Source organism: Micromonospora alfalfae, from assembly GCF_022230925.1.
GTDB lineage: Bacteria > Actinomycetota > Actinomycetes > Mycobacteriales > Micromonosporaceae > Micromonospora > Micromonospora alfalfae.
On sequence record NZ_JAKKFH010000015.1, the window covers coordinates 42,342 to 58,540 of the forward strand.

Annotated in this window: 16 protein-coding genes; 6 read left to right on the forward strand and 10 right to left on the reverse strand. The window is 70.0% G+C overall.

Features of this window, described 5'->3' with window-relative positions:
• Nucleotides 1-17: 17 nt before the first annotated feature.
• The 4 genes from MED01_RS14145 to MED01_RS14160 all read right to left on the reverse strand — a co-directional run bounded on the left by MED01_RS14145 (nucleotide 18) and on the right by MED01_RS14160 (nucleotide 3,323).
• Nucleotides 18-1,580, reverse strand: a complete 1,563-nt coding sequence (locus MED01_RS14145; protein WP_238669026.1) for a recombinase family protein — start codon at nucleotides 1,578-1,580, stop codon at nucleotides 18-20.
• Between the two features lie 52 nt (nucleotides 1,581-1,632).
• Nucleotides 1,633-2,070, reverse strand: coding sequence for a SigE family RNA polymerase sigma factor (locus MED01_RS14150; protein ID WP_238669027.1), 438 nt, complete (start codon nucleotides 2,068-2,070; stop codon nucleotides 1,633-1,635).
• A gap of 162 nt (nucleotides 2,071-2,232) precedes the next feature.
• Entirely contained in the window at nucleotides 2,233-2,946 is a 714-nt protein-coding gene (locus MED01_RS14155; RefSeq protein ID WP_238669028.1) for a hypothetical protein, read from the reverse strand.
• Nucleotides 2,947-3,017: 71 nt separating this feature from the next.
• A complete protein-coding gene (locus tag MED01_RS14160) occupies nucleotides 3,018-3,323 on the reverse strand; it encodes a hypothetical protein (RefSeq protein WP_238669029.1) in 306 nt (101 codons plus the stop codon).
• Between the two features lie 311 nt (nucleotides 3,324-3,634).
• On the opposite strand from MED01_RS14160, the gene MED01_RS14165 reads away from it, so the two are divergent.
• The 3 genes from MED01_RS14165 (at nucleotide 3,635) to MED01_RS14175 (ending at nucleotide 7,307) form a co-directional block, all read left to right on the forward strand.
• Nucleotides 3,635-5,779: a M14 family zinc carboxypeptidase gene (locus MED01_RS14165; RefSeq protein WP_238669030.1), complete on the forward strand. Its 2,145-nt coding sequence runs from the start codon at nucleotides 3,635-3,637 to the stop codon at nucleotides 5,777-5,779.
• Nucleotides 5,780-5,925: 146 nt separating this feature from the next.
• A complete protein-coding gene (locus MED01_RS14170) occupies nucleotides 5,926-6,120 on the forward strand; it encodes a hypothetical protein (protein ID WP_238669031.1) in 195 nt (64 codons plus the stop codon).
• 86 nt (nucleotides 6,121-6,206) lie between these two features.
• Nucleotides 6,207-7,307: an aKG-HExxH-type peptide beta-hydroxylase gene (locus tag MED01_RS14175; RefSeq protein ID WP_238669032.1), complete on the forward strand. Its 1,101-nt coding sequence runs from the start codon at nucleotides 6,207-6,209 to the stop codon at nucleotides 7,305-7,307.
• A 41-nt stretch (nucleotides 7,308-7,348) separates the two neighbouring features.
• Here the strand turns inward: MED01_RS14175 and fxsT are convergent, their stop codons facing one another.
• The 3 genes from fxsT to MED01_RS14190 are packed head-to-tail and all read right to left on the reverse strand — an operon-like array spanning nucleotide 7,349 to nucleotide 11,937.
• Nucleotides 7,349-10,549, reverse strand: a complete 3,201-nt coding sequence (gene fxsT, locus MED01_RS14180; protein ID WP_238669033.1) for an FxSxx-COOH system tetratricopeptide repeat protein — start codon at nucleotides 10,547-10,549, stop codon at nucleotides 7,349-7,351.
• On the reverse strand, nucleotides 10,546-11,508 hold the full coding sequence (locus MED01_RS14185; protein ID WP_238669034.1) for an effector-associated domain 2-containing protein: 963 nt from the start codon (nucleotides 11,506-11,508) through the stop codon (nucleotides 10,546-10,548). The genes fxsT and MED01_RS14185 overlap by 4 nt, the downstream gene beginning before the upstream one ends.
• Nucleotides 11,509-11,565: 57 nt before the next feature.
• Nucleotides 11,566-11,937, reverse strand: a complete 372-nt coding sequence (locus MED01_RS14190) for a CU044_2847 family protein (protein ID WP_238669035.1) — start codon at nucleotides 11,935-11,937, stop codon at nucleotides 11,566-11,568.
• A 130-nt stretch (nucleotides 11,938-12,067) separates the two neighbouring features.
• Here MED01_RS14190 and MED01_RS14195 point away from each other — a divergent pair, with 130 nt between their 5' ends.
• Nucleotides 12,068-12,832, forward strand: a complete 765-nt coding sequence (locus MED01_RS14195; protein ID WP_238669036.1) for a class I SAM-dependent methyltransferase — start codon at nucleotides 12,068-12,070, stop codon at nucleotides 12,830-12,832.
• Between the two features lie 72 nt (nucleotides 12,833-12,904).
• Nucleotides 12,905-13,171 carry a hypothetical protein gene (locus MED01_RS14200; RefSeq protein ID WP_238669037.1) on the forward strand — a complete coding sequence of 89 codons (267 nt, stop codon included), beginning with the start codon at nucleotides 12,905-12,907 and terminating at the stop codon, nucleotides 13,169-13,171.
• A gap of 165 nt (nucleotides 13,172-13,336) precedes the next feature.
• On the opposite strand, the gene MED01_RS14205 is transcribed toward MED01_RS14200, so the two are convergent.
• Complete coding sequence (locus tag MED01_RS14205; protein ID WP_238669038.1) at nucleotides 13,337-13,882, reverse strand: hypothetical protein; 546 nt, start codon at nucleotides 13,880-13,882, stop codon at nucleotides 13,337-13,339.
• A 139-nt stretch (nucleotides 13,883-14,021) separates the two neighbouring features.
• On the opposite strand from MED01_RS14205, the gene MED01_RS14210 reads away from it, so the two are divergent.
• Entirely contained in the window at nucleotides 14,022-14,363 is a 342-nt protein-coding gene (locus MED01_RS14210) for a hypothetical protein (protein WP_238669039.1), read from the forward strand.
• An 11-nt stretch (nucleotides 14,364-14,374) separates the two neighbouring features.
• On the opposite strand, the gene MED01_RS14215 is transcribed toward MED01_RS14210, so the two are convergent.
• On the reverse strand, nucleotides 14,375-14,842 hold the full coding sequence (locus MED01_RS14215; protein WP_238669040.1) for a ribose-5-phosphate isomerase: 468 nt from the start codon (nucleotides 14,840-14,842) through the stop codon (nucleotides 14,375-14,377).
• An 84-nt stretch (nucleotides 14,843-14,926) separates the two neighbouring features.
• Nucleotides 14,927-16,126 carry a DUF1015 family protein gene (locus tag MED01_RS14220; RefSeq protein ID WP_238669041.1) on the reverse strand — a complete coding sequence of 400 codons (1,200 nt, stop codon included), beginning with the start codon at nucleotides 16,124-16,126 and terminating at the stop codon, nucleotides 14,927-14,929.
• Nucleotides 16,127-16,199: the final 73 nt, after the last annotated feature.

Here is a 16,199-nt window from a genome sequence, read left to right on the forward strand (position 1 = left end):
CTCAGAATCCCCCGAATTCAGGCCGCCTGCTGATCCTGCGGGCCGAACTTCCACCGCCAGTCGAGGCGGTGGCGGCCGAAGGTGCGGCGTTCGCCCTTGAACCCAGCGCGCAGGAGCTTGATGTCAGCGACGAGTCGGATGATCTCCCGCTTAACCGCGACGTCGTCACCGAGTTCCTGCCACGCCGCCACAGCCTGGTCCCCGATGCGTCCGCGCAGCACCGCAGGAATGCCGGCGTCGGCGGCGCGCTGTTCGTGCTCAGCGATCTGCGCCGTCAGGCCCTTCTCTGCGCGGGCGTAGGCGATCGCGGTGACCTCGCCCTGCTCCCCGAGCTTGCGCCAATCCTCCAGTTCCCCGCGCAACCGTTGCGCTTCGGCGCGGGCGTGGGCGACCTCCTCGTCGGTGGCGCTGGCGGCGGTGAGAATGTCGTAGACGTCGGGGCGGGACAGCCACGCCACCACGGTGCGCTGCACGTACTCGTCGAGGAACTCGGCTTTCACTGCGGTGCACCGCTTGTGCAGGCAGGAGTACACCTGCCCCTCCCAGCCGTGCCGGTTCAGGCGCTGCGATGACAACGGCCCGTCGCACACGCCGCAGCGCACCATGTACGACAGCAGATGCACCGCTCTCCCGGCGCGGGTCGTGGTGCGCGACGGATCGCCGAGCATCCGCACCACCGACCAGTACGTCTCTTCATTGACAAGCGCAGGCCAGATCCCGTCGCCAACAATCTCCCCGCGCAGCACCCGCTTGCCGATGTACGCCGGGTTCATCACCTGCTTGCGCAGGATCCCGCGTCGCCACATCCCACCCTGCGACGCGGGGATGCCGAGGCGGTTCAGTTCGGCCTCGCGGACCGTCAGCGGCATACCTTCGGCGATCTTGCGGAAGTTGTCCCGCACCACCTGCGCGTGCGAATACTCTGTCACCGTCCCGTCCGCCGCCACGGCCGTACGGATCTCGGTATCGGGCTCCTGGCGCAGGAGTGCTCTGGTGCGCTGGTCGTAGATCCGCCGATACCCGTAGGTGACCTTTCCGTGCGGACGCCCGGCTTCGGCGGCGCCGACGATCCCGCGCAGCACGTTGTCGCGGATCGAGTCGGCCATCCACTCGGCCTGCACCGCCTGGAAGCCGAGCATCATCCGGTCGTTCTTGTCCCGCAGGTCGTACAGCACCCCGCCGACCAGCCAGAAGTTGAGACCGACCTCGTGGCACATGTCCCGGATCTTCACGAACACCGCGAGGTCACGTTCTTTGCGGGAGATCTCCCAGACCACCAGCACGTCACCCTTGCCGGCGAGGATCTGCTCGATCAACAACTCGAACTGCTCCCGCTCCTTCGTGGCACGCCGGCTCGCGGAGCGGTGGTTGTCCGTGAACGACCCCGCGTCCGTCCAGGACCGCTTCGTGATCTCCGCCAGGTTGAGCACACCCTGGTCGTGGACACTCTTGCCCTGCTCCTTCTTGTCCTGACTCGCACGCTGATACCGCAGCGCCCGCACCTCTACGCCGCCGGCTAGCAGTGCGTCCTTGCTGTCGAACCGGCCCCGGTTCCCCGACCGGGCCTTCCGCCGTACCATCAGAACCGTCCCCCTAGATCGACGTCCATGTCGGCAACATCGACCATAGCTTCTAACGATTCTTGACAGTCCCTGGAGAACACTCCAGCAACGCCGCGACGTCCTCGATCGACAGGTCCTCCCAGTACCGCAGAACCAGCACGGCCCGCTGACGCGGGGCCACCCGGGCCAGCGCCTGCAGCAGCACCAGTCGGCCCTCCGGCGAGTCGGGCGGGGCCACCTGCTCGGCCTCCTCGCCACCCACCCGTTCACGCCGCCACCAGCCGCGGCGGCGCTCGTCGAGGAAGGTCCGGATCAGGATCTGGCGCACGTAGCTGTCGAGCACCTCGTGCCGGGAGATTCGGTTCCAGACCCGGTAGAGCTTGACGAACGCGGTCTGGACCAGGTCTTCGGCACGGTGCCAGTCGCCGCACAGCAGGTACGCGGTGCCGCGCATGGCACCGGACCGTGCCGCGAAGTACTCGGCGAACGCCTCATCGCGATCGCTCATTCAGGCCTCCGATCCCCGTTTCGAGATAGTCACGCGGGGTCCGGCTCGGAGGGTTGCTCCGGAACTCGCGCAGATGTCACAGGGATCAACGCGTGACTCACGCCCGCGCCACCCTCGCGGGGGCGGTGACCGCACCCGGCGAGGTGACCAACAGGTCGATTCTCAGGAGACGGCGGTGAGGCTCTGAGCCGCGAGCACGCTGAACTGCTTGGTAACCCGCTCAGCGGTAGCAGTGTCCAAAGCGAGCGTCCGGATCCGTGAGACGAGCGCACCCCGAGCCAACAGCAAGGTACAGATATGGGTCGGCACCGAGCGGTCCGCTCCATCGATCACCTCGCAGTACATCAGCTGCCCATCCAGCCCAGGCAGACGAGGAAGCTGCGTCTCACCGAGAACGCGATACCGATCCTCGCGATCACGGTAGGTGCCACAACCAAGCTTGCCGCGAACCTGCTCGACAGCCTCCGCAGCCGATGTCACACCCCACGCGCCGGCGAGCTGCATGACCCGCAGATTCGGTGCCTCCCACTCACGCTGCTGCCCGAAAGCAGTGCCGTAGACGCCGTTGCCTTGACGCATCCCACAGACGGTCGAGAGAACGTCGTCGGCGTAGGGCGACTGCTGAGGCACAACCTTCAGACCATCGACGTCCAGCGTCGGCGCGATCAGCACCCTGCCGACCTGGTCCCCAAGCTCAGGGTCCATGTCGAAGATCGGCTGCAACCCCTCGGCGACCGGATCGATGGTGTACCCGCCGGCCGGCGGCCCACTCCGGCCGGCTGCCGGCGGCGTGCCGGAGCCGCCCCCGCAGGCCGCGGTGAGGACGAGCCCCACCGCGGCCACCACTGTGAGCAGCGGCCGGCCGAACCTGGTCACCAACGCTGCCGGTACGGCTCGGTCACAACTGCGCACTTTGGCGAACGGGCCGAGGTTAGCGACAGCTGAAGTCACTGAAGATAAGCACTCGTGGCGAGAAGATGTGTCATTGAGTCAGCGTCCGCAACCATTCGCACCTCATGAATAAGGGAATCTCCGCCTGGACCATCGATGCGCAGCTTGAACGGATCGCTCCTCTCCGCGACGAAGAGGGACAGATGCGCGCCTAGTTGTTCGCAGTCCGCAACATTCTGCACCCAGACGTTCGAGCCGTTGCTGGCGTTCGTAGCGCGGAAGCCAGCCTCAGTCAACCACTCCCGAACGGAGTCATTGATTGTTGCGTCATCACCGATGAAGTCAATCGTCAGGGCAACCATCGTCGCATCCGTTCTGTGAGTGGCCTCACTCACGTCGCTCAACGAGCCCAGCTAACCAGACCGACCGGTCTCGGCAGCTCTGCTCCAACGTCTCGGAGCCATCGACGTTGAGATACGACTGCAACCGGTACCACGAGCAGCGAGCCGACAACAGACGTTACCAACGCGACTGCGATCGAACGTCGCAGAGTCGCTGGACGACTCCGCGTATAACGCGCAGGCAAAGGCCAACAGCCACCCCACCTTGACAGGTGTCGATCTGTGCACTGGTGTAAGGACCAAGCACATCGACGTCCGTCACAGGAGGGCACATGATCGTCCGACGACGGTGGACAGCTGCCGCCACCACAGTGATCCTGTTCAGCGCAGTGTTGTCCCATCCCGCTTCCGGCGCGGCGGCACCCGCCGATCCGGCAGCCCCGATCACCCTGAGCACCACCGAAACGGCAGTGGTCCGAGTCCAGCTCCGCGATCAGGCCCAGCTGGACCGGCTCGTGGCCACCGGCGCGGACCTGGCCAACCGGCCCCGGGCACGGGACGGCCGGATCATCGCCGACCTGGTGCTCAGCGGCGCGCAGCTCGATGAACTGACAGCGCAGGGCGCGACGGCCGTGCAGATCGTGCAGCGCGCCGGGGACGGCAACCGGCACTACGCCGACAGCGTCCGCGCGGCCCAGGCCCGCACCGCCGCCGGGCTGCGCGTGCCGGCCGCAGGCCAGCGGTCCACCGCCGCCGCCGTGGACACCCTCCAGGTGCAGCAGGCGTACTGGTGGACCACCAACGGACAGACCTTCCTGCAGGCCCAGGTGGCCACCACCGCCACCGACGACCCGGACGTGGAGATCACCGTCAGTTGGCGGACGGCGGACGGCGTCACCGGCTCGTTTCCGCTGTACCGGTTCGAGGACTCAGGCGAGTACCAGTACCACTACAACCTTCCCCAGCCGGTGCCGAGCCGGCCGGTTCAGTTGAGCGCGACCTCCAGCCTCGGCGGGGTCAGCCGGGCGATCACGCCAACGCTCTGGCCGAACGCCTCCCCACCGCCGCTACCGGCCGGCTACCAGAAGGACTTCATCGACGCGTACCTGACGCCGGTGGACATCCAGGCGCGGATCAAGCGACTGGCCCGCCAGTACCGGGACCTGGTGGACGTGATCGACCTGCCGAACAAGACTCAGGGATACCGACGCAACGCCGCCGGCTACCTGGGCGACCCGACGGTCGCCGCCGTGGTGGTCGAGTCGGTCCGCTTCGGCGACCAGAACATGAACGGCGTACAGGTGCGGACTGTCGACCCGGGTCGGGCGAACCGGCCACTGACCGTCGGCTACCGCGACCGCGTCCTCACCGTGTCACTGGCCACCGACACGGCGGGCAAGACGGTGAGCACCACCGACGAGGTCGCGGCGGCGATCAACGCCCGCCAACCGGACCGGTTCCGGGCCACCGTCGAGGACGGCTCGGCCGGGCTGCCGATGCCCGTCGCCGGCCCCACCCGGCTCGACGACGGCCTCCAGGGCACCGAGGTGCCGGCGCGGCCGTGGACGGTGCAGGCCCTTCGCCTCGGCGTACACCGGGACGGCTCCCGGGTCGGGGTGCTCGCGTACTCCCAGGAACACGCCCGGGAGTGGGCCACCCCGCTGGTGACGCTGGAGTTCGCCGAGCGGATGCTGGCCAACGCCCGCACCGACCCGGCCACCCGTGAGCTGCTGGAGCAGGTCGACATCTTCGTCATCCCGACGGTCAACCCGGACGGCGCGAACTACTCGTTCAACGACTTCAACTTCCAGCGCAAGAATCTCGTCAACCACTGCACCGGGGCGGCCCGCGACCCGAAGAACCGCACCTCGTGGGGCGTCGACATCAACCGCAACTACACAGTCGGGTCGTACTTCGACGGCTACGTGGGCGCCAGCGCCAACTGCCTGTCCGGCAACTTCGCCGGCACGACGGAGCTTTCCGAGGCGGAGAGCGGCAACGTGATCGCGCTCGCCCAGGCCCACCCGAACATCAAGTTCGCGATGAACGTGCACTCCTACGGCGGGTACTTCATGTGGCCGCCGGGAGCGTACCGGGCCGACGGCAGGGTCACCCTGCCCCGACCGTCGATCGACGAGTCGACGCTGTTCCTCAACAGCGCCCGGCGGATCGTCGGCGCCATCGCCCAGGAGCGCGGCACCGTCACCTGGCCGTCGCAGACCGGACCGGTCGCCGACGTGCTCTACTCCGCCGCCGGCAACTCGGCCGACCAGCTCTACTACGAGCTGGGCATCTTCGCCTGGGACTTCGAGGTCGGCAACGACCTGTGGAACCCGGAAACCAACCAGTGGGAGGGCGTCGGCTTCCAGCCGCCGTTCGACGAGGCGCACGGCGAATCCCAGGAGTACGCCGGCGGGCTGGTGGAAATGGTCCGGGTGGCCCGCGACTACGCCGCCGCCGAGGCGGCCGCCGGCTGACCCGCGGGTCCCGTACCGCCGCCGGCAGCAGCCGGCGGCGGTACGGCCCCTGACGCGCGACCCTCGGTGACGGACGGTAAGCCGATGGTGATCACAGACGTTGACGTGTTTTCATGTCAGCAAGCCTGCGCCAACCCGGGACATCGATGACTGAGCAACCCGCACCTGATCACCTCGTTGTGGTCGACGTGTTGACGCAGGGTCTGAGCCACCTGCTACGCGACGAGGATCCGGAACTGGCCCGATGGATCGAGGAACTGGTCGCGACACTGAAGAGTCCCCGGCAGACGACGCTCGCCGGCTGGAACAGCTTCCTCGACCCCGGCGTCGACTCCAGCTGACCCACTCGGAGTTCACCCGCCTGGCCGACGGCCGGGCTGGCCCGGCTGCCATCCGCGCTCTGCGGCGGGCGCAACGCAACCGCACGATGCTCGTCCTCAAGAGCCTCGCCGACACCGACGACGCCTTGGCGGCGTCGGCGCATCTGCTCGGCCACGCCCACCGTGTCGACCCGGCCGCCGCTGACGTGCTGCTCGATCATCCGTGGCTGGCCGTCTGGGCGATCGATCGGGTCCGGCACGGCGACACCGGCCGACCCGACTACCTTTCGTTCGCGGCGCTCGCGGCGGCCGCCCTCAGTGGTCGGTCGGACGCGGCGGTGCCGGTCACGCCCCGTGCGGGCCTGGTGCCCGTGCCGGGCCTCGGGGTGCTGCGCCGCGGCGGCGGCAGCACAACTGTGACGCCGGCCGACTTGACCGGGCGCCAGTGGACGCCCACCCACTGGTGGCGCTTCACCGACCAGTCGGTCACCCTCGACCTCCGCGTCGACGACCTTGACCCCTACCGCGACTGCTTCGGGCTACCGGTCGCCGCCCGGCTCTCCGCGCCGCAGGCCGCCGAGCTGGAACGGTCCGTCGGGCACGCCTGGCACCTGCTCGTCGGGTACGCCCCAACGCACGCCGCCGAGGTGGCCGCCGGCATCAGCACCTTCGTGCCGTTGGCCGACGGCACCGAACGCGGGCACAGTGTCACGCACGCCGACGCCTTCGGAGCGTTGGCCGCCGACGCCAACCTCGACCCGGTGGATCTGGCCGTGACGATGGTGCACGAGCTGCAACACAGCAAACTCAACGCAGTCCTCGGCCTGGTCCAGTTGCACGAACCCGCAGACCCGGCGCGGTACTTCGCACCCTGGCGTCCTGACCCGCGTCCGATCGACGGGCTGCTGCACGGCACCTACGCGTTCACCGCCGTCGCCGAGGTGTGGGCCGCGCTGCGCGCCCATCCGGAACTCGCGGCCCAGGCCACCGCGCGGTTCGCTGTGGTACGGGCCCAGTTGGAGCGCGCTCTGGTCGAGCTCGCCCGGGCCGCAAGTCTCACCTCGGCCGGGCGGCTCTGGGCAGATCGCCTGGCCGAACGGATCGGCCAGTTGGCCGCCGTGCCGGTCCCGGCGTCCGCCGACGCCGCCGGGCGGCGCGAGGTGGCGGAGGCCGAGCGCGCCCGCCGACAAACGATCCCCAGCGGATGAACCCAAGGCTCGGTACGACCGTCTCTCCGGTGGACGAGGCGTCAGGTCAGCCCGACGGTCTCGATGTCGCACTCGATGCGCCGCTGACCCCGCGCGGCGTCCACCTCCGGGTGGTCCGGCCCGAACAACGCCTCCAGCGCCGCGGCGGCCTCGTCGAGCAGCTCGCGGCCCCGAGCCTCCTCGCCGACCTCGATCAGATCGACCGACGCGTTGACCGCACAATAGAGCGTGTATGGATGCCCCGGCCCACGCAGGCGACGCGAGTCCTCGAGGATCGCCTCGGAGAGCACCTGCGCCTGCTCCAGCCGGTGTGACCGGACCAGGTTGATCGCCTGCGCGGAGCGCGCGCTCAGCAGGTACGGATGGGTGGGCGGCAACGCCTCGCCCATCGCCTGCAACGTGGCCGCACCCAACTCCCGCGCCTCACGGTCGAAGTTGCGCGCCCGCAGGATCACCCCGAGGTTGACCGCAGCGCAGAGCGTGACCGGATGCCGCTCCCCGAAGACGGCTCGGAAGGTGGTGTGCCCCTGGGCGGCCAGGGCGTACGCCTGGGTCGCGTCGCCCGCTGCGCGCATGGCGTTGGCGCAGGTCATGCCCGCCTCCGCGGCCAGCACATGATCGGTGCCGAAGCGGCGGGTCACCAACCGGTAGTTGGCCGCGCCCTCGGTCACTGCGGCGTCGAGCTGCCCGGTCTTGCGCAGGCAGGCGATGTGGATGCAGGTGGCCCGCAGCACTGTGAGGTGCTCGGCGCCCAGCAGCGACCGCTGCACCGGCAGGGAGCTGTCCAGCAGTTCCAGCGCGTCGGCGTACCGGCCCAGGAGGTAGAGGTCGCGCGCCTGGGCCTCCTGGGCCAGCACCAGTGAATAGGTGCCGTCCTCCGCGGCCGCACCGGCGTGCCGCGCCACTTCGAGGTTGAGGTCGTACGCCCCTTCGAAGTCACCGATCAGGCGAAGGTTGATCGCCATCGAGTTCATCACCCGCAGCGTGCTCGGGTGCCCGTCGCCGAGCACCCGGCGGTGCACGTCGAGGTTGCGCCGGTCCAGGTCGGCGGCGGCCGCGAAGTCCCCGAGCCGCCGCAGGTCCGCGCCGACGCTGTTCGCCGCGCCCAGTGTGTACTCGTGCTCCTCACCGAGGCTCGTCCGCATCCGCTCCAGCGCTTCGAGGCCGAACGCGGCCGCGCGCGGGTCGGCGAGCAACCGCAGGGCGTCCGCGTACCGGCGCATCGCCAGCAGGGTCAGCGGATCGCCGCTGCGCTGGCCGTCTGGACCGGGCTGGTCCCAGGCGGCCAGGATCTCCTCCGCGAAGTCCCGACAGCCTTCGAAGTCACCAAGGTTGTAGATGTAGCGCAGCTGGTCCATCGCCGTCCGGCGGGCGTCGATGTCACCGTGGATCAGACCGGCGACACGGACGTGTGGCGCGATGTCGGCATGGCGGGGCCAGGTGCTCCGGTCGTCGGGGAAGCCCGGGTTGGCGGCAGCGAGCAGCCGGCGGGCATTCGTCAGCGGGCCGTCGTCGCCCTGCTCGGCGAGCCCTTCCCGGATGACCGCCTGCACCAGTCGATGCACCTGTACGTGCCGGCTGGCATTGTCCGCCTTCGCGAGCCCGAGCGACGCCAGTTGCCGGATGGCCCGGGCTATGTCGTTGCGCTCCTGGAGGCTGGTGCGCAGCGGTTCGTCCAACCCGGCGCGGCGCCCCTCCCAGAGCAGGCGCATCGGGACCGGGTCGGGGCTGAGGAAGGCGAGTAGCTGGATCAGCTGCGCGGCGGCCGGGTTCTGCTCGCGTATCGCGGCGAGTGCCATCGACACCACAGTCAACACGGTGCCCCGGTACTGCCGGGGTTGCCCCTCACCCAGCAGCTCCCGGGCGTGTTCCTTGAGGTCGACGAGGTATTCGTCGACCGACGACAGCATGGTGAGCAGCCAACTGACTGCCTGCTCCAGGGCGAGTGGCAGGTCGCCGAGCTCCGCGGCGAGCCGGCGGGCCTCGTCAGGGCTGGTCGTGGGACGCCGCTTGAGCAGCAGTTCCACACTCTCGGCTCGGGTGAACACGTCGACGTCCAGGGTCAGGGCGCTCGCCGACCAGGCCATGTTCCGTGATGTGACGAGGACGTGGCCGCGTTCGCCGACGAGGTTCGACGAGGGCATGAGTGGAGCCAGCTCGTGCGGGTCGTCGGCGTTGTCGTAGACCAGCAGCCAACTGAGCGAACTCGTCGACAGCGAGTCGAGGACCGTGCGCACGGTCTGCTCCAGGCTGGCGCTCGCGGCCAGGCCGAGCCGCTCGCCGAGGGCCGCGATCGAGCTACGCAGCGCACTGAGATCCTCGGCGGCCATCCACCAGATCAGCTGGTAACGGTCCGCGTACCGGTAGGCGAACTCGACAGCGAGCTGGGTCTTGCCGACCCCACCGACACCGCGCAGCGCCGCTTCCGGCAGCACCGAGGCCCGGTGCTGTGACGACAGCAGCTCGTCGAGCGCGACGAGCTGTTTCTCCCGGCCGGTGAAGTACAGGTTGCGCGGTGGGACGCCGCCCCGGATGAGAGTTCGGGATCGCTGGGGCGTCGTCTCCTCGATGATGATCGTCCTGCGCATGTCGGATTCAGGTTCCTCTCCACCGGTCTCGGCCGGTGCCGCCTGGTGCGGGGATCGTAGCGACGTCCAGTGCGCCTTCGCAGCCATGCGCGATTCGTCGAGATCGGCGGTGGTGAGCCGCAGGGCCGCCGCCGCGTCCCGCAACCACTGCTCGAGCGGCTTGCTGCCCGACTCGAGGCCGGTGAGGACCAGGACCGCCAGCGCCACGGCGGCCGGGACCCGCCAGTCACCCACCGGTTGCCAGCCGACGGCCTCCACCAGGCCGGGCATGTCCTCCGGTGACAGCTGATGATCCGCGACTGCCTCGACGGCCGCGGTCAACACCTCGGGCGGGACGTCGGTGAGCAACTGCGCGAGGAGCCAGGAGAGGTAGATCTGCTGGGCGGAGGTGACCGCGCTGGCACCCGGGTGGAAGTTGGCGATGACCTGCAACAGCGTCGCCATGCCCCGGGGCTCCTGGGCGCAGGTGCGCACGATGCGGTAGACGTCGTACCGGACCTCGGAGTGCCGGGGCACCGACAGTCGCTTGCGCAGCTCCCCCTCGACCTCGTCGAGGTAGAGCGAACGGGTGCTCCCGTCATTGATCGAACTCATCGAGAGCAGTGCGTCACAGATGGCTTGCACCTGGGCGCTCGGCATCCGGGGCGTCGTCACCGATTGTCCTCCGTACCCGTCAGCAGACCGAGGCTCTCGGCAAGGTCACGGAAGGCCCGCAGTGGCCTACTCGTCGGCCCTTCCGTCAACAGCAGGACGCGATAGAGAGCAGCGATCCCGTCCTCGTATTCTAAGGCCGTCCGGATCAGGCCGAACATGTCTAGACCCAATGGCCCGAATGGGTTCACCATCCGACCGATGTGTGGTGGCAGCGACTGAATGACCAATTGACGGCTGTCGGGGTGCCGGAGTACCGGGATTTCCTCCAACAGTCGGGCCAGCGCCATCTTCTGCGCGAATGAGAGCGTCCGGGGCGTCGCCCGGGCGACGGCCGCCAACGGGCCGGACGGCAGCAGGGCAGGCGGCAACAGGCCGGACGGCAGCAGGGCACGCCACTGCCCGACTGGCAACATCCAGCCGACCAACTGCTGGCCGACGCTCGCGCGGGCCAGCACCATGCCCACCACGGCGCCATCCGGCGCGTACACCCCGGAACCGCTGAACCCCCTGTCGATTCCGGCCGTGGCAGGGGAAATTCGGTCGAGTTGCCGCCATCCGGTGCCGCCGTCGACCGGGCCGACGGCCCGCGCCAGCACCATGACGGACGCCGGGGTGTTGGCCGGAAAACCCACGATCCGCACGTCGAACTCGTCGTCGCCACGATCCGCCAGGGTGGCGGGGGCGGACGGCAGCGGTGTGGCACAGCGCAGGACCGCCAGGTCGCCGTCGCCGGCCGGGCCGACACCCCGGGACCAGGTCACCTCTGCGGCGACCCGGGTGCCGGGGTGGCTCGGTGTGTCGACGAGCACCCCGGGCGGGCCGGCCCCGGTGCCGTCATCGACCACATGCCAGCAGGTCAGCACCAGGTCACTGGTCAACTGGATGCCCGCGCCGACGACCGACGAGGAGTGGCCACCGAGTATCCGCACCCGGCCGGCGAGCGACCGGGTGCCGGTCATCCGTGCTCCGCCAACCACTCGGCCAGGACGGCCGGCGGCCGGATACCGACGCTGCGGTCAGTCATGCGCGGCGGCCTCCTGCGCGCCGGCCCCGTCCTCACCCGGCGACGGCAGCGCCGGGACGGGCGAGGTCCAGATCAGCTTGACCTTGAGGTGGCCCTGCGCGCTGGTACGAGCGACGACCGCACCAGCCTCCGCGGTGAGGGTGACGCCGATCTCGACCTCCACCTGATCGGGGCGCACCGCCACCCCGCGGACCACGCCCAGCGCGGCGTCGAGCGCGGGCCTGATGTGGGCCAGTGCCATTTCCAGCGTCTGCCGGGCGGGGCGGATCCGGTCGAGCAGACCGACCCGTTCCAGATCGGTGCCAGCGTGTTCCTCGACGAGGAGGACGCCCTGATCAGTCTCGAAACGAAGGAGATCCGCCACGTGACGAATTCTCGCCGAAAGATCGTTCGGAATTGGTGTCAGATCACTGACAGGAGTCATTGCGTGCACCCTGCGCCGACACCTGACACATCTGCTTGCCATCACCACTGCGGCCTGTCAGCCTGACGCAATGCAGGACACGACGACCTTCCAGGATCTGCTCCGCGAAGGTGTCGACGCATCCGTGGACGGTTGGGACTTCTCCTGGTTCGACGGCCGCGCGACAGAACAGCGGCCGTCCTGGGGATATCTGAAACTCATGGCAGCCCAAATGGGGGTGGCCCGCGCCGCACTGGACATCCAGACCGGCGGCGGCGAGGTGCTCTCCGAGGTGCCGGCATTCCCACCGGTGACAGTGGCCACCGAACACTGGCCGCCCAACCTCCAACTGGCCCGACGCGCGCTCGAACCGCGCGGCGTACGGGTGGTCGACGTTGCCGAGGACGCTCCGTTCCCGTTTCCCGACGAGACGTTCGACCTTGTGGTGAGCCGGCATCCCAACGTTGTGCTCTGGGACGAGATCGCACGGGTGCTCACTCCCGGCGGGCGGTACCTGGCCCAGCAGATCGGCCCCGGCTCGAACCGCGAGCTGGCCCAGTTCCTCACGGGTCCCCGCGAGATCGGTGACGAACGCAGCCCGGCCCGCGCCGCCGCCGACGCGCGAGCCGCCGGCCTGGTCATCGACGAGCTGCGGCACGAAGCGCTGCCGACCACCTTCAACGACGTGGCAGCGGTGGTGCACTTCCTCCGCAAAGTCATCTGGACGGTGCCGGACTTCACCGTGGACCGCTACCGGGCCCGCCTCGCCGATCTGCACGACCACATCCGTCGCCACGGTCCGTTCGTGGCCCACGCCCAGCGCATCCTGGTCCGGGCGCACAAGCCCGAGCACTGACGCGAACGCGCCTGCGCCGCTGGCCGGATTTCACCCGTTTCCGCCGGGTGTCTGGTGGGTAGGGCCCCGTTCATGGACACGAACACAAAAGCCCACCTGGTGGGCGGCCCCCGAGACGGCAGCACCCACGAGACCGGCAACGAGGCACTCGTCGAGGTGGAGATCGACGGCCTGATGCACCGCTACATAAAGACCACCAAGCAGCACGACGATGGTCGACCGCTCTACAACTACGACGGGGCGGTCGCCCCGGACGGCGGCGAGCCCGGCGTCGAGGATCCGGCCGCCCGGGTCGCGTCGCCCCGGGCCGACGCCGAGGGGCACGGCGGCACCCACTGACCGCCGCACCATCGGGATCACGCGAGCCCACGAAGGAGGTACCGGTCGGAGCGGCCGGCCACGGATGAACCGCGGCCGGCGGGGTAAGCAGCGACAGTGCCTGGTGGGGAGACGACCGGGTGCACGGGTGGGCGGTCCTGGACCGGCCCACCCGTGCACACCCGGTCAGTTCGAGGAGATCCAGTTCCAGGCCGAGACGACCCACTCGGTCTGCTGGAGCCACGCCACCCCGAGGCCGACGAGGAACACCGCCGTCGCCAGGTGCGCACCTCGGGCGCTGCGCCGGACCCGGCCCAGCTGCCGCTCCAGCACCACCCGGCCGACCAGCCGGAACAGGGCGAACAGGCCGGCCGCCACCAGCAGGCTGAGTACCAGCACCAGCAGCGGGCCGCTCAGGTCACCCTGGCCGGACAGCGCCCAGATCCCCCAGCACACGAACGCGAAGAGGCCTGCCGCAGCGCTCCATTCACCGCCGCGCCGCAGCTGCGCCATCCGGGAGCTGAGCGAGCGGCGGGGCACCGGCTCACCGGGCCAACCGGTGCCGGTCGGCTCCTGCTCTACCACCGGGAACGGCTCCGTCCGCGGGGTGCGCGGCTCCCCCACCGGAGCGACCCCCCGGCGGAACCCGTCACGCTGCGGCGGCACCCCGACGCCGGCCTGCGGTGGCACCTCCACGGTCCGCTCCGCCCACGGCTGCGTCTGGTCTGCCATCTCGTCCTCCCCCTGACCGACGGCAACAGCACCGCCTTGATTCGAGGGTAGCCAGCCGGCAAATCGGTCGCCGACCCCGGCCGGGGCGCGCGGCCCCGCGACGGTGCCGGATCGAACCCGGCCAGGGTACGGTCGGCTGATGGGTGACCCCGAGCGACGACGGCGACGGCTGCGCCACCACCCCGACACCGAGACGACCCGACCGGGTGCGGACGGCCCGACGGTCAGCACCCCGGGCGTGCACGACGGTGACGAGCCGCCGCCGCGACGCAGGAGCACCGGCGGCGACGAGCGCGACGGCGAGCGGGGGCTGCGCGGATTGGTCGGCTCCGGCTCGTCCCAGGTGGGACTGAGTGCCGCGCTACGGGCCCGGGACGCGGCCCGCCCCACCGACGACGACCTGGCCGAGGCGGAAGCCCGGGTGGTGGTCGTCCGGCGAAACTGGGTGCCCCGCGAGGAGCTGCCCCGCTCGCCGCGCTGAACGCCGCACTGTCAGGGCAGGTCGGGCAGCTTCCGGGTCCGCTCGTACTCGGCCACCTGGGTGATCCGACGAGCGTGCCGCTCGTTGCCGGAGAACGGTGTGTTCAGGAACGCCTCGACAATGCCGGTCGCCTCGTCCAGCGTGTGCTGGCGGGCACCGATGGCGACGACGTTCGCGTCGTTGTGCTGGCGGGCCAGCTGAGCGGTCTCGACGCTCCAGGCCAGCGCGGCGCGGACGCCGGCGACCTTGTTCGCGGCGATCTGCTCACCGTTGCCGGAACCACCGATGACCACTCCGAGGCCCGTCTCGTCGGCCACCACCTGGTCGCCTGTGTGCAGGCAGAACGTGGGGTAGTCGTCGTCCGGGTCGTAGCTGTGCGGGCCGACGTCGACCACGTCGTAGCCCTGCATGGCCAGGTGGTTGGCCAGGTGCACCTTCAACTCGAAACCGGCGTGATCGGATCCCAGGTAGACGCGCATACCGGGCAGTCTGTCAGGCCGCGCTCGGGGACGTCACAGGGGCGTCCCCGAGCCGGGTTCGTCACACGGTCGTGGGGATGATGCTCAACGCGGCAGCTCGGCGACGACCAGCCCGCCGCGCGCCTTCGGGGTGAACCAGGTGCTCTTGCGGGGCATCTTTTCCCTGGCCAGGTTGACCGCGACGAAATCTGCCACTGTCACCGGCGCGATCAGGATGGCCAGCTCGGCCCGGCCGGCGTCGACCTCACCGGTGAGCCAGCTCGCCGGGTAGTCACCGCCGACGTAGGTGATTCGCTTGTCGCCCGGGTCCAGACCGAGCGCGTCGCGCAGCACCAGCCGCTCGACCAGAGCGTGGTCCAGGTTTTCCAGGCGGGCGGAGGCGGTGGCGGGCAGGCGTACCGCGTACCCCTGGCCGTCGAGGCGGAGGTGCACGGTGCCGCCGGCCGCCGGGACCTCGACCGGGCCGTCGATCGGCTCGACCTCGGCGCCCGCGGCCCGCAGCCGGTCGAGCAGCTCGGCCGGGGTGGTGGTCAGCTCGCTGACCAGCCGGTTGTACGGCTGGATGGCCACCGACGCGGGGGTGGTGACAACGGCCAGGAAGCGCGGCAGCCCTCCGGTCTGGGCGGCCAGGCTGCGGTGGTTGCCGTCCGCGACGACCAGGTCCCCACCACCGGCGAGAGCCGTCAGCGTGGCCTGCTCCGGGCCCGGGCCGAGCAGCCAGATGGCGTGCGTGCGCCCCGCCTGGTCGGTGTCCGTCGCGGCGGGCGCACCTGCCGTGTCGGTCGCCGCCGCGAGCGCGGCGTGCAGCTCGTCGCCACGCCCCGTCTGGAGCAGGAGTACGGGTGAGAGCAGGTGGCCCAGCGCGTCGGCCAGTGCCACCCGCTCGCGCACCTTGGCGATGAAGACGTCCTCGTTGCGGATGACCAGGCCTGGCTCGTCCGCCCGAGTGGAGATCTGGTCGGTGTCCACCATCGCGAACAGCCCGTACGCCGGCTCCTCGCCGGGCGCGCTGATCCGGTAGAGGACCACCACCTGCTCGGCGGGGGTGTAGCTGCCGTCGGCCTTGGCCTCGGCGAGGCGGGCCACCGCGTCCGGCAGCGCGTCGAGGAACGACTTGCCCAGGCTCTGCGGGGCGCGATGCGGCATCTCGATGCCGAGAGCGCTGTGCGGGTTCGACCCGATGATCGCGGTGATCTCCGCGTCGTCGGCGAACTCGTCGTAGTTTTGCGCGCCGGTGCCGCCAGTGGTGACCCAGGCCCGGGTGATCGGATGCACGACCGTCATGCCCACTGACGCTACCGGCGACGATGTCGCCGCCGACGGGGACCCGCGGGGCGTCCACCAGATGAAAGCGACA